We start from the raw sequence: 13,618 nt of genomic DNA, 5'->3' as shown, positions 1-13,618 counted from the left end.
TGCCGCCCATGCGGCCGACCCCGTCGCAAGAAGGAGCCGACATGCCGCGAACGCTCATAAGAAAAAACCCCAGCAACTTCAAGACACTGCCGCTGCACGTCGAAGCCACCCCCGAAGGCCTGAGTTACCAGAGCGTCGGCATGCCGCTCAACTTTGCCCAGACCCTGCAACGGCGCAAACCGGTGGAAGTGGCCGACCCAGAACGTTTCGCCCTGGAACTGGCCAACCTCGGCGTATCGGTTCGCCTGACTTTGCACTGGCAGAACCGCGATTACTGGGTGCTGGTGCGCCAACGCCGCCAGGACCGTGGCGATGTGGTGCTCAAGCTGATCTCCGGCTACGTGCCCGCCCATGAACTGAACCTGCCGCTGCACACCGCCATCCAGGAAATCGCCGAAGAGTGCCTGCTGGAGACGCCGGAAGGCTGGCTGGGCGGACGCTTCAACGACACCTGGCTACCCGCGCCCTATTCCGCAGCGCTGCATTACCGTGAAGCCCTGCCCTTTCGCCTCAGCCCGCTGTCCGGTGCCGCCCGCCCGGTACGTTGCGCCACCACCCAATTGATCGAGCGCCCACGCGCTTATGTGCACCTGCCCACCGCCTCCCTGCAACTGATCTATGACCTGCGTCTGGAAGTGCCCAAGGAAGCCAAGTCCCTGAGCCTGTTCCATGTGGACGAGCGCCTGGAAGGCGATCAACTGGTGGCACGCCTGGACCGCCAGCGTCCTGACCTGTACCTGATGCCGTTGAAAGACGGCCAGCCTCTGGCCGAGCTGTACACCGTCAAGAAAGACCAGCTGTACCCGGCGAGTACACGGGGTTTGTACCTGGCGGAAAGCTTCGCCCAGCAGGAAGGCTGGCTGGTGCGTGAGGAGCGGATTCGCTGGAAGGATTGGCTACGCCAGCAGGGCTTGGCGGAGCCGGAGAAGGAGTCGAAATTGAAGCGCCTGGCACAGCGGGTACTGCGCAAGATTGTGCCCAAGAAAAAAGCAAAGGCCTGACGCCAACGCGATATGGGAACTGGCTATTGTGGAAGCTGGCCAGCCAGCTCCCACATTTGATTGCGTTCAGCCTTCGAGCAAGCGTTCCAGCCCCACCTTCAACGGTGTGGGCTCGGGCAACCTGAAGCTCGCCAGCAAGCGCTGGTTATTCGCCCGCGAGTGGCGAATATCCCCGGAACGCGCCGGCCCGTAAGTGACCGTCGGCAACTTGCCGACAATTTCTTCCAACGCCTGCAGCACCTGCTTGAGGGTGGTCGTGCGGTTCCAGCCCACGTTGATCGCGCCCACCGGTGCGTCCGGCGCTTCGATGGCCTGCACCAACACGTCCACCAGGTCTTCCACGTACATGAAGTCACGGGTTTGCTCGCCATCGCCAAACACGGCAATCGGCACGCCCTGCTGCACGCGTTCGCTGAAGATGCTGATCACGCCGGAATACGGCGATGACGGGTCCTGGCGGGGCCCGAAGATATTGAAGAAGCGGAAGATCACCGGTTCCAGGCCATGCTGGCGACGGTAGAAGTCGAAGTAGAACTCACTGGCCAGCTTGTCGGACGCATAGGGCGTCAACGGCGCCTTGGTGGTGTCCTCGTCAATCGAAGCGCCTTCGCCATTGTTGCCATAGACCGCCGCGCTGGAGGCATACACCACGCGTTTTACGCCGGCCTTGCGCATGGCTTCGCAGACATTCAAGGTGCCGACGAAATTGCTCTGGTGCGTGCTGACCGGATCATCCACCGAGGCCTGCACCGAGGCCACTGCCGCCAGGTGCACCACCGCCGTTGCGCCGACAGCGGCACGGGCCACCAGCTCGGCATCGGCCACATCACCTTCCAGCAGTTCGACGCGTGGATTGTCCAGCGGCAAATTGCTGCCCTTGCCGGTGGACAGGTTATCCAGCACTCGCACGCCATAGCCTTTGGCAAGCAGTGCATCGACCAGGTGCGAACCGATAAAGCCGGCACCGCCGGTGATCAGGACCCACTTATCAGCGTTACTCATTGTTGCGGATCTTCTCGACAATGGCGGTGGTCGAGCTGTTCTCGACCAGGCCCAGCACTTTGACCTTGCCGCCGTAGGCGCTGACGATATCCGCCCCTACGACCTGATCGACGGAGTAATCGCCACCCTTGACCAGAACGTCCGGCTTGACCTGGGCCAGCAGGTTTTCCGGGGTCGCTTCAGGGAAGCTGATCACCCAGTCCACCGCGCCCAGGCCAGCCAGCACCGCCATGCGACGGTCGACGCTGTTGATCGGACGGCCAGGGCCTTTCAGGCGACTCACCGAAGCGTCATCGTTGACCGCCACGATCAGGCGGTCGCCTTGGGCGCTTGCTTGCTCCAGGTAAGTCACATGACCAGCGTGCAGGATGTCGAAGCAGCCATTGGTGAACACAATGCTTTCGCCATGGGCGCGGGCATCGTCAATCGCCAGCAGCAGTTGCTCGATGGTCAGCACACCGCGTTCCGAACCTTCGGAGCGCTGGATCGCACGACGCAACTCAGGCGCGCTGATGGCAGCAGTACCCAATTTGCCCACCACAATGCCCGCCGCCAGGTTGGCCAGGGCCACGGCGTGGGGCAGTTCTTCGCCCGCCGCAATCGAGGCGGCCAGGGTGGAGATCACGGTGTCGCCGGCGCCGGTAACGTCGAACACTTCACGGGCACGTGCCGGCAGGTGCATCGCCGGGTGGCCGGGACGCAGCAAGGTCATGCCGTGCTCGCCACGGGTCACCAGCAAGGCGCCCAGGTCGAGGTCGGCCATCAACGCCGCGCCCTTGGTCACCAAGTCGTGCTCATCGGTGCAACCGCCGACGATGGCTTCAAATTCGCTGAGATTCGGCGTGATCAGGCTGGCTCCGCGATAAATCGAGAAGTCCTTGCCCTTGGGATCGGCCAATACCGGAATGCCCTTGGCCTTGGCGGCCTGGATCAGTTCCTGGTGATTCTTCAAGGCGCCTTTGCCGTAGTCGGACAACACCAGCACCTTGATGCCTTCGAGCAACTGGTCGACCTGGCTACTGAGGGCGAGGGCGTCGGTGCTGAAGGGTTCTTCGAAATCGATACGCAGCAATTGCTGGTGCCGGCTCATGACCCGCAGCTTGACGATGGTCGGCTGGTGGGCAATGCGCTGGAACAGTGCGCGCACGCCAGCACCGCGCAGGCTATTGGCCAGGCTGTCGGCGGCTTCATCGTCGCCGGTCACACCCACCAGGGAGGCCGGGGCGCCGAGGGCGGCAATATTGAGGGCAACGTTGGCAGCGCCGCCTGGACGGTCTTCGATTTGCTCGACCTTGACTACCGGTACCGGCGCCTCAGGGGAAATCCGTGAGGTACCGCCATGCCAGTAACGGTCGAGCATGACATCGCCGACCACCAAGACAGGGGCTTGATCGAATCGCGGCATGGACAACTTCATGGAGCAACCCACATACAAAATGAACAGGGGCGCGATATTAGCACAGGGTTACAGGAGGATTGCGGGAGGGATTTGCAATGTAGGAGCCGGCTTGCCGGCGATGGCGGCCTCAAGTCAGCGATGGACTTTAAGCGCTCATCGCCGGCAAGCCGGCTCCTACAAGGGAGGCTCAGGTGATGTCGGCGGAAACAGGCGCATCCAGCCCCATGGCATGCAGGCGGGCGTAGTAGCCGTTCTGGGCCAACAGTTCGCCGTGAGTGCCACGCTCGACAATCCGACCGTCATCCATCACTAGGATCAGGTCAGCTTTCTCGATGGTGGACAAACGGTGCGCGATCACCAGCGTGGTGCGACCTTGCATGACCTTGTCCAGCGCCGCCTGAATGTGGCGCTCGGACTCGGTGTCGAGGGCCGAGGTGGCCTCGTCGAGAATCAGCAACGGCGCGTTCTTGAGCAGGGCACGGGCAATCGCCAGGCGCTGGCGTTGGCCGCCGGACAGCAACACGCCGTTTTCGCCGACCTGGGTGTCGAAGCCCTTGGGCAACTGGTCGATGAAGTCCTTGGCATTGGCATCCGCCGCGGCGGCTTCAACGTCCGCCCGAGGTGCACCCGCCAGGTCGCCGTAGGCGATGTTGTTGGTCACGGTGTCGCTGAACAGCGTCACGTGCTGGGTCACCTGGGCGATGTGCTTGCGCAGGTTGAGCAGCTTGTAATTTTCGATCTCGACGCCGTCCAGCAGGATCTCGCCGCTTTCATGATGATAGAAACGCGGGATCAGGCTGGCCAGGGTCGATTTGCCACTGCCCGAACGCCCTACCAGAGCGATCATCTGCCCAGGCTCGGCGGTAAAGCTGATGTCCTTGAGCACATGGCGTTCGGTGCCTGGGTAGGTGAAATTGAGGTTGCGTACGTCAAGACGACCGCTGACTTTTTCACGCTCGATCGTGCCGCGGTCAACTTCGACCTCTTCGTCCAGCTGTTCAAAAATGCTTTCGGCGCCTGCCACGCCCTTCTGAATCGTCGAGCTGACTTCCGAAAGCTGGCGAATCGGCTTGGGCAACAGGCCGGCCAAGGTGATATAGGCCACCATGTCACCCGCCGAAGCATCACCGCGAAGATAAAGGACCAGGAACATCAGCACCGCCATCGCGGTGTAGATCACCAGTTGCAGCGCCGGCGTATAGATCGCCCCGGTACGGGTCATGCGCAGTTGCTTGTCGGTGTTGCTCTGGCTGGCCTTGAGGAAACGTTTTTCCTCGTAGACTTCGCCACCAAAGCTGCGCACCACGCGATAGCCCTGGATGGTCTCCGACGCGACGTGGGTCACGTCGCCCATGGCCACCTGGATCTTCTTGCTCTGCTTGCGAAATTTCTTGCTTGCCGTGCTCACCATCACTGCAATCAACGGCAGGATGGCGATCATCACCAGCGTCAGGCGCCAGTTCATGTACAGCAGCGAGGCGAACAGGAAGATCACCGTCATGCCTTCGCGAATCACCACTTTAATAGCGTCAGTGGCCGCGCCCGTGACCATGGTCACGTTAAAGGTGATACGGGAAATCAGGTGCCCGGAGTTGTGGTTGTCGAAGTAGCGGTTTGGCAGTGTCAGCAGGTTGTTGAACAACTGCACCCGCAGGTCGTGCACCAGGCCCAGGGAAACCTTGGCCAGCAGGTAGTTGCCAAGGAACGAACCGAGGCCCTGCCAGGCGGCAATCAGGATGATCAGCAGCGGCACGGCCTGCAGCAATTGCAGGTCCCGCAGGAATGGCACGCTGGGGAACAGCACGGCTTCAGGATTGGAAAGGCCGTCGACGAAGTACTTGAGGATGTACCCCAGCATTGGCTGGGTCGACGCGAAAATCAGAAATCCGACGATGCTCAGCGCGAACAAGCCGGCGTAGGGCTTAACGTAACTGAGCAGGCGGAAGTATATTTTCAAGCTCGAAGGGCTTGCGCTCGGACTGGAGTCGGTCATATCACGCGGCGTTTTGAAAAAGGAGGCTGACTTTAGCACAGCTTCTCTGTTGTACTTGCACCCTGCATGACCCACAGCCTGGTCGGACCCGACCAGCGACATTACATAGCCACTACTTTAAGATGGTTGGCTTTCTCAAAATGGAATGGCTTTACTGTATGCACTCCAAGCGCCTGATCTATGGCTCAAATCGCGTTTTCGACTTCCTGGTCCTGTGGATTTTGCCCATTGGCTTGTTGTTATTGCTGAGTTCGCTGTTCTTCGTATCCAACCGCAACGTGCTGCATCGAATCGTCTACATCCTGTTCAGCGTACCGACCCTGTTCATGTTGTGCATGCGCCCCCGGGAGCTGAAAGCATTACTGCGCGAGCCCCTGGCACTCGCATTCCTGGTCTTCTCCGCCTGGGCCATGACCAGCCTGCTGTGGAGCCCCGAGCCCACCGCCGACACCGACCTGTTCAAGCGCCCGCTCAATACCTTCATGCTGTTTGGCGGCTGCGGGCTGCTGCTGCACTACCGCAACGAACTGTTCAAGCCGATCTTCTTCAGTGCAGCTGTAATTGCACTGGTGGTGAGCCTGTGCAACCTGGTGGCGTTCGTCAAAGGCTTCGAACCGGGCATGCGCATGATCGGTGGACGTGGCGCCCTCGACAACCCGCTGCTGAGTTCTCATCTATTCGGTTTCTTCAGCGTCTACTGGCTCTATGTCTGCATGACCACCCAGCGCCTGAAAGTCCTGTGGTTCAGCGCCCCGGCCCTGGCCGTCATGCTCGCTGCGGTTCTGGCCACAGGCTCGCGCACTCCGCTGGTAGCCCTGACACTGACCATCCTGTGGATGACCTTCGTCAGCCGCAACCGCCGCTCAGCCTGGCTGATCGCAGGCATGATCCTAGGCGCCGCAGGGCTTCTGCTGCTCTACCCCGAGGTGATCACCAGTCGCGGCAGCTCGTTCCGCTTCGAATTGTGGGGCATGTCCCTGCAGCGCATTGCTGAACATCCATGGATAGGCCACAGCTATGACTCCGAACTGTACCTGACCCTGGCCGACGGCAACGAGCTGCGCGAGCCGCACAGTTTTGCCCTGGGCGTGCTGTATTACGTCGGGATCATCGGTTTTATCCCATGGATCTTCATGCTCGGCTGGGGCCTGTACAAAGGCCTCAAGGAACGGGCACAACCCCTGTTTATCCTGGCCTCGTCGCTGCTTGCCTATGGCATCGGCGCCGGCTTGACCGAAGGCGGTGGCATTCTGTCACGGCCCAAGGAGCACTGGTTCCTGCTGTGGATCCCACTGGCCATCATCACCGGCCTGAGCATCGCCCAGCGCCGCCGCAGCCTGCTGAGCATACCGGTGCAAAACCTGCAGCCTGAAGACTTCGAGCGACTGTGCGCCGATGCCCACGTGATCGAAGCCGACGGCCTGGGCCCGAAGGTCCTGCGCCTGGCCGACGGTCGTTTCCTCAAAGTGTTCCGCCCGCGCCGGTGGTATACCTCAGGCAGCTTCAACCCTTACTCCGAACGGTTTGCCAGCAACGCCGAGCAATTGCGCTCCCTGGGTATCCCCACGCCGCAGATTCTCGGTGTCTATCGACTGCGCGACGCCAGCAGTGCCGTCAGCTACACGCCACTGCCCGGCCTGACCCTGCGCCAGGCCCTGCAAAGCCTGGACAACAGCCTGCGTGAATCGCTGATCGAACGCTTTGGCCAGTTCATGGCCCAGTTGCATGAGCGCGGCGTGTACTTCCGCTCGCTGCACTTGGGCAACGTGCTGTTGATGGAAGACGGTGAGTTCGGCCTGATCGATATCGCCGACCTGCGCATCTACCCGTCACCGCTGCGCAACGCGTTGCGCCAGCGCAACCTTCGCCATATGCAGCGCTATCCGCAGGACCGCGCCTGGCTGTTCGAAACTCACTTCGAACAGTTGGCCAAAGGTTATGCGTCGGTCGCCAGCCCAGGCGCCACAGCGAAAATCCGCGAGCACGTACTGGCGTTGGCCAGCACCGCCGCCTGATAAAAAAGGCGACTATCACTGCTGATAGTCGCCTTTTTCATTTCACCTACCGCCTCACTTCCTCAGAGGCGCCAGATACAACCGCACCAAGCCACGCAAGGTCTTGCGCCCCCAGAACTTCAGCGGGATCTGCTTGAGGATTTCCCGCGCCAATGGCCGGTCACGGTCGGCTGTCTTGAGGAACATCGAGTTCAGGAAGTTGTAGCGCACCGCGTCATAAGCCGGGTGTTCGCTGAACTGGGCATACGTCTTGAGAATATTCTGGATCATGTAGCGGTGGTTCTTGTAGGTGTTGCTTGCGTGCTGCCGATACTGCGCCATTACCACGCCCAGGGCATCGATCGTGTAGCCGGCAGCAGTGATCTTCAGCTGGATCAGCAGGTCTTCCAGGGGAATCAGCGGGTCGAAGCCGCCGACCTCCTCCAGCACTTCGCGGCGGATCAGCATGGTTGGTGCTGGCGGGAAAGGCTTGCGATCCATGAACATATCGTCGAAGTCGAGACTGCGAAACGGTACGTCGCGGCGCTGTTTTTTCTCCGGGTGCAGGTTGCCATCACCGTCGATCAGCTCAATATTGCCGGCGCACATGCCCACCTTTGGTTTGTCTGCCATATACGCCACCTGGATGGCGATACGGTCCGGCAGCATGATGTCATCCGAGCCGAACGGAGCGATCAGGCTGCCCTTGGCGCGGGCGATGGCACCGTTGAGCGTGGCGGTCAGCCCCTGGTTCTGCTGCACCTGGAAATCAAAGCCGTGCTCGGCCTGCAGGCGTTGGATGCGCTCGACGCTGTCATCCTTGGAGCCGTCATCCACCACCAGCAGTTCGATATTCGGGTACGTCTGGCCGAGCACGCTGAGGATGCTCTCTTCGATATACCGGCCGTGGTTATAGGACGCGATAATCACCGAGACCAGGGGTTGTTGCGCGGTCATGCTCTACCTACTTCTTTCAAACCGGTTTCGATGAGGTTCAGGTACTTCTGCTGGAATTCAGCCAGTGCGTGGTTTTCTTCCAGGTAACGGAACACCTGTTCACCCTTGGCGCGCAATTGCTCATCGCTCATGGCCAGGTAAGTGTCCAGGGCAGCAGTCAGTTGCTCGACATTGCCAGGCTCGTGGGACAAGCCGCCCGCCCCTTCAACCAGCGGCAGCATGGCCGGGCCGTTGGAGGCAATCACCGGCAAGCGTCCGCTCATGCCTTCCAGTAGCGCCAGGCCCAGCCCTTCAAGCAGGGAAGGCATGGTCCAGATATCGAAGGCACGCACATACTTGAGGCCATCCTCGCGAAAGCCCAGCAGATGGGCACGGCCGGTGAGCCCCAGGCGCTCTATATCCCCACGCAAATCCGCCTCGGCACGGCCGGAACCGATGATGCCGACCTGGGCGTTGGGGTATTTGTCCTTGAGGCGCGCGAACGCCTGCAACAGATGCGTATGGCCCTTGATCGGCACCAGGCGTCCCAATGCGCCGATGATCCGCGCGTCGAGCGGCAGGCCGAGCGCCTGGCGCGCCTGATCGCGTGGCAACTGCAAAGCTTCGGCCTGCGGAATATCGATGGCGTTGGTGACGAAGGTGGTGTTCTCGTGGGTAAAGCCGCAGTTGAGGCCGACCAGGTAATCCCTGACCGCCGCCGACACCCCGACAAAACGCCAGGCCGGGCTGACCAAACGACGCGTCTGGCGCCGGCGATAGGCACGCTCGTACTCGCCGAAACCGTGGGAGATACCAATGCACAATGGAATCTTCAACCAGCGGTTGAGCGACAGCATCATGTTCACCGACTTGAAGCGATTACAGATGACCACGTCGAACTTCTGCTCGCGGCAGTACTTGTAGATCTCCCACATGGCGCCCAGGCGAATGCCCTTGAGCGCTTTTTCGGGAAACTCGAAATATTTGGAGTGATCCGCCACGCTCAACGGCTGTCCCGGCTGCGGTCGCCCACTGAGGAAGGCCGACGTCACCTCAAACCGCTCGGTCGGCAACGCCTTGACGATCTGCTCGCCAAGATCGGCGAAATCATTGAGTTTGACGTTGTAGTCAGGCTGCAATTGCAAAACCTTGAAACGAGGCTTCATATCACTCCATGAGGCAATCGGGCGGCTACACGCGGGCAGCCCGACGAAAAAATTCAATTTCAGTCCTGCTTCAGCACCCAAAGCAGCTCGTGACGGCGCACGGCCTTGCGAAAAAATTCATTCTCGCCGTAAGGCGATGGACCACGACGCGCAAGCCATTGCTGCAACAAGCGACGCACCCGACGCTTGAACGGTGCCCGGGGCTGCAGGTCATGCATCATGCCCAGCGCCATGGCCTTGTCCTGCTGCTGGCTCAGGCTCAGCACGCGGCAATAGGGCTCAAGTACCTGAGCGGCATCGAACTGCGGCGGCAAAGCAATGCCGGCGCCTGAATCACCCATGGGCCAACGGTCGTTATCATGCAGATGATTGGCGTAGCCAAGCAATGTGGTCGGTTGCCACTCAAGGCCCTGCAAGGCTTGCACTACGGCGGTGTGCGCGCAGATATGGTCCGGGTGCGGGTCGAGCACCGGTGTCGGCAACACAATCACCTCGGGGCGCGCCTTGAGCAGCACCGCGCGCAGGTCGGCAATCAGGTTATTCCAGGTCGGCGCACCGTCTACATCGCCCGGCAACGCCAAGGCATTGAACTGACGGAACAGCCGCGTATCGTCCAACTGCGCTTCGCGCGATGCCTGGGGCTGATCGGGGGCGTCACGCATGGCCGGCAGTTGCAGACAGAAGTACCCCAGTTGCACGCAGTGCGCCTCGGGCACACCGGCCCAACGCGGTACGGCGATGCTGTCCCAGGCGCGCAGGCGCCCTTTGATCCGCGCCGCTTCAGCCTTGGCCATGCCCATCTGTTGATAGTGCTCGGCCTCGATTTCACCCGCGGTCAGGGTCACGATCCAGCTTTCATCCGCCTGACCGTACAGGCCGAAGGCAGCTAACTCGGCATCGTCGGCATGGGGCGCGATCACCATCACGCGCTGTCGGGCAGCGTCGGGCTGGCGAAATACCCACAAGACAGGCTGGCCGATCACGCGGCAAAAACGACCGCGCAGGCGCAGTTCACCGCCGGCCAATGCCGCCGCCGAGCCAGTGAGGTTCAGGTAACGCTTGCCGGCCACGCCGCGCTCGAATGCCTGGCGATCGTCCAGAAACTCAACCGCAGGATCAAATAAACGCCCCCACAGGTTGCTCTTGAGCTGTACTTCGACGATCAACGTTTCATCGCCAGCCAGCTCAAGCGGCCTATCGGCCAGCAACCTGCTGCCTTCCAGACGCAACCCGACCTGTTGGCCACTCGGCGCAAAACGGTACTGGTAGTCATCCTTGGGCGAATAAAACAGGTGGTCAGCAAACCAGGCTTCGTGGGCCACCCACAACACGACCGCCAGGATCAGCGGTAGCCACCAGGCCACCAGCACACCGGCCGCGATCAACAGCAGCAGCCCGATCAGCAGCGCAATGCGTTTATTGCGCCGGTGGCGCTTGAGCAGTTGCTGTTTGCGACTCATACGCTGAACACCGGCACCGGGTTGCACCAGCGCTCCTTGTACTCACGGTCGGCACGCCCGAAGGAAAAGCGCAGCGGTTTTTCCACGGCACGCGCCTGTTCCCAGGCGCTTTGCGTGTTGAGGAAGCTCAACACGCTACCGGGGCTGAACGCGCGGGTTTCAGGGTCGACCCCGCCGTTGACGTACTCAATGCTGGTCCACTCGGGCGCCTCGACGCGATACACCAGTTGCACAGCAATTGGCGCATCGTTGAGAAACAGCACCGAGCCGATCAGGAACTCCTTGAGCAGCGCCAGCACCTCGGCCAGGCGCTCGGCGCCCGTGGCCGCAAAGCCCCAGCGGCGCTGGAACAGATCGCAATAGATCGCCGCCAGTTCCGTGCTCGAAAACTCGCTCACCGCCCGCACCACGCCGCCCGCCTCTTCCAGCAGACGCAGTTCGCGGCGCTGGTTGTAGCGAAACTTCTTCGACAAGTCTTCGGGGGTACGCGCCATGGCCAATTGCTCGGCCTGGGGCTTGAGGGTGCTGATACGCCCCTCGTTCAGCGCTGAGAGGTAGCGCCCGCGATGGCGCACCGGCAACTGCGCATCGGTCGCGATCGGCAGGATGATCTCGGCATTGCCCAGGTCAAACAGGCCTTTCTTGCCGCTGCGTTTGAGCACGTCCTTGGACAGGGCCAGGTCGCGCCCCCAGGTGGCAATCGCCCCCTTGAGTTCGCCGTCCTGTTCCCAGCCCAGGTAGCGCACAGGAATCTGCGCCAGGCCCGCCAACCGCTCGACAATCTGCGGATGGGTCGCCACGCTGCCGCCAAACCGCTGCCAGGCCTGGGCGTAAACCTCGGCCTCGACTGGCGCCCAGCCACGCTCACGCCAACCCTGGAAGCGGTTCAGCATTTAGACCACGGCGTCATAAGGGTCCACGCCGTCTTTGACGACCAGGATGTCTTCCATGATCAGGTATTGCAGGTCGGAGCCGAAGAACATGTCCAGCGCGTCTTTCGGCGAGCAGATCATTGCTTCGCCACGACGGTTGAGCGAGGTGTTCAGCGACACACCGTTGCCGGTCAGCACTTCCAGCTCTTTCATCATGTCGTAGTAACGCGGGTTGTACTCGCGCTTGAGCACCTGGGCGCGGGAGGTGCCATCTTCATGGACCACTTCCGGCACTCGGGTCTTCCACTCTTCCGCCACTTCAAAGGTGAAGGTCATGAACGGCGCCGGATGGTCGACCTTGATCATCTGTGGGGCGACAGTGTCGAGCATCGACGGGCAGAAAGGCCTCCAGCGCTCGCGGAACTTGATCTGGTGGTTGATGCGGTCAGCCACGCCGGTGGCGCTCGGACAACCGATGATCGAACGACCGCCCAAGGCGCGCGGGCCAAACTCCATGCGGCCTTGGAACCAGGCCACCGGGTTGCCGTCGACCATGATCTTGGCGATGCGCTGCGGCATGTTGTCGATCTTGCGCCACACGGGCTTGCTTTCGTGCTTGGCGCACGCCGCAATCACCTCTTCGTTGCTGTAGGACGGGCCGAGGTAGACGTGCTCCATCTTCTCGACCGGTACACCACGGGCGTGGGACACGTAGGCCGCTGCACCGACAGCCGTGCCGGCATCGCCGGACGCTGGTTGCACGAACAGCTCCTTCACGTCGTCGCGGGCAATGATCTTCTGGTTCAGCTTGACGTTCAACGCGCAGCCGCCAGCAAAGGCCAGCTTGCCGGTGTCTTTCAGGATGTCGCCCAGGTAGTGGTCGATCATTTGCAACGCCAGCTTCTCGAACAGCGCTTGCATGCTGGCGGCGTAGTGGATGTACGGCTCGTCGGCGATATCGCCTTCGCGCTTCGGACCCAGCCACTCGATCAGTTTTGGCGAGAAGTAGAACCCCTTGCCTTTTTCTTTGTAGCGACGCAGGCCGATGACGTTGGCGTATTCGGTATTGATCACCAACTCGCCGTTTTCAAAGGAGGCCAGGCGCGAGAAGTCGTATTTGCTGGCGTCGCCGTACGGCGCCATGCCCATGACCTTGAACTCGCCGTCGAGCATCTCGAAACCGAGGAACTCAGTGATCGCGCCGTACAGGCCGCCGAGGGAGTCCGGGTCAAAGAATTCCTTGATCTTGTGGATCTTGCCGTTTTCGCCGTAGCCGAAGAACGTGGTGGCGTACTCACCTTTACCGTCGATGCCGAGGATCGCGGTTTTCTCCTGGAAGCCGGAGCAGTGGTAGGCGCTGGAGGCGTGGGCCAGGTGGTGTTCAACCGGCTCGATCTTGATTTTCTTTGGATCGAAGCCCAGCTGCTCCAGGCACCAGACGATCTTGTTGCGATAGCGCTTGTAGCGACGGTTGCCCATCAGGATCGCGTCAAGGGCGCGGTCCGGGGCGTACCAGTAACGCTTGGCGTAGTGCCAGCGCGCCTCGCCGAACAGACTGATCGGGGCGAACGGAATCGCCACCACGTCAACGTCGGAAGGCTTGATGCCGGCCTGTTCCAGGCAGAACTTCGCCGATTCGTAGGGCATGCGGTTCTTTGCATGTTTGTCGCGTACGAAGCGCTCTTCTTCGGCGGCCGCGATCAGCTTGCCGTCGATGTACAAGGCTGCGGAAGGATCATGGCTAAGGGCGCCGGACAGGCCAAGAATCGTCAATGCCACAGGGGTCTAGCCTCTT

Annotated in this window: 10 protein-coding genes; 2 read left to right on the top strand and 8 right to left on the bottom strand. The window is 61.2% G+C overall.

The window, feature by feature from the left end; all coding sequences use genetic code 11:
- Positions 1–41: 41 nt before the first annotated feature.
- Positions 42–1,001, top strand: coding sequence for a hypothetical protein (locus RB216_RS02300; protein WP_028615485.1), 960 nt, complete (start codon positions 42–44; stop codon positions 999–1,001).
- 66 nt (positions 1,002–1,067) lie between these two features.
- On the opposite strand, the gene pgnE is transcribed toward RB216_RS02300, so the two are convergent.
- The 3 genes from pgnE to msbA all read right to left on the bottom strand — a co-directional run bounded on the left by pgnE (position 1,068) and on the right by msbA (position 5,395).
- Entirely contained in the window at positions 1,068–2,003 is a 936-nt protein-coding gene (gene pgnE / locus RB216_RS02295; RefSeq protein ID WP_305383447.1) for a UDP-N-acetylglucosamine epimerase PgnE, read from the bottom strand.
- Positions 1,996–3,420: a bifunctional D-glycero-beta-D-manno-heptose-7-phosphate kinase/D-glycero-beta-D-manno-heptose 1-phosphate adenylyltransferase HldE gene (hldE, locus tag RB216_RS02290; RefSeq protein WP_016975611.1), complete on the bottom strand. Its 1,425-nt coding sequence runs from the start codon at positions 3,418–3,420 to the stop codon at positions 1,996–1,998. The genes pgnE and hldE overlap by 8 nt, the downstream gene beginning before the upstream one ends.
- Positions 3,421–3,589: 169 nt before the next feature.
- On the bottom strand, positions 3,590–5,395 hold the full coding sequence (gene msbA / locus RB216_RS02285) for a lipid A export permease/ATP-binding protein MsbA (RefSeq protein WP_028615483.1): 1,806 nt from the start codon (positions 5,393–5,395) through the stop codon (positions 3,590–3,592).
- 158 nt (positions 5,396–5,553) lie between these two features.
- Here msbA and RB216_RS02280 point away from each other — a divergent pair, with 158 nt between their 5' ends.
- Positions 5,554–7,410, top strand: coding sequence for an O-antigen ligase family protein (locus RB216_RS02280; protein ID WP_308908276.1), 1,857 nt, complete (start codon positions 5,554–5,556; stop codon positions 7,408–7,410).
- Between the two features lie 54 nt (positions 7,411–7,464).
- On the opposite strand, the gene RB216_RS02275 is transcribed toward RB216_RS02280, so the two are convergent.
- From RB216_RS02275 to RB216_RS02255, 5 genes are read right to left on the bottom strand one after another with little or no spacing between them, the layout of a single operon-like run.
- Positions 7,465–8,346: a glycosyltransferase gene (locus tag RB216_RS02275; RefSeq protein ID WP_028615481.1), complete on the bottom strand. Its 882-nt coding sequence runs from the start codon at positions 8,344–8,346 to the stop codon at positions 7,465–7,467.
- On the bottom strand, positions 8,343–9,491 hold the full coding sequence (locus RB216_RS02270; RefSeq protein ID WP_308908275.1) for a glycosyltransferase family 4 protein: 1,149 nt from the start codon (positions 9,489–9,491) through the stop codon (positions 8,343–8,345). Before RB216_RS02270 ends, RB216_RS02275 begins: the two co-directional genes overlap by 4 nt.
- 59 nt (positions 9,492–9,550) lie before the next feature.
- Positions 9,551–10,951, bottom strand: a complete 1,401-nt coding sequence (locus RB216_RS02265) for a PIG-L deacetylase family protein (protein ID WP_236318022.1) — start codon at positions 10,949–10,951, stop codon at positions 9,551–9,553.
- Positions 10,948–11,844 (bottom strand): antimicrobial resistance protein Mig-14, encoded by an 897-nt coding sequence (locus RB216_RS02260; protein WP_028615478.1) that lies wholly within the window; start codon positions 11,842–11,844, stop codon positions 10,948–10,950. Before RB216_RS02260 ends, RB216_RS02265 begins: the two co-directional genes overlap by 4 nt.
- Positions 11,845–13,602 (bottom strand): carbamoyltransferase family protein, encoded by a 1,758-nt coding sequence (locus RB216_RS02255; protein WP_028615477.1) that lies wholly within the window; start codon positions 13,600–13,602, stop codon positions 11,845–11,847.
- Between the last annotated feature and the right edge of the window lie 16 nt (positions 13,603–13,618).

The organism is Pseudomonas canadensis (assembly GCF_030980095.1).
Lineage (GTDB): Bacteria > Pseudomonadota > Gammaproteobacteria > Pseudomonadales > Pseudomonadaceae > Aquipseudomonas > Aquipseudomonas canadensis.
This window is presented reverse-complemented; position numbering and strand designations above follow the sequence as displayed.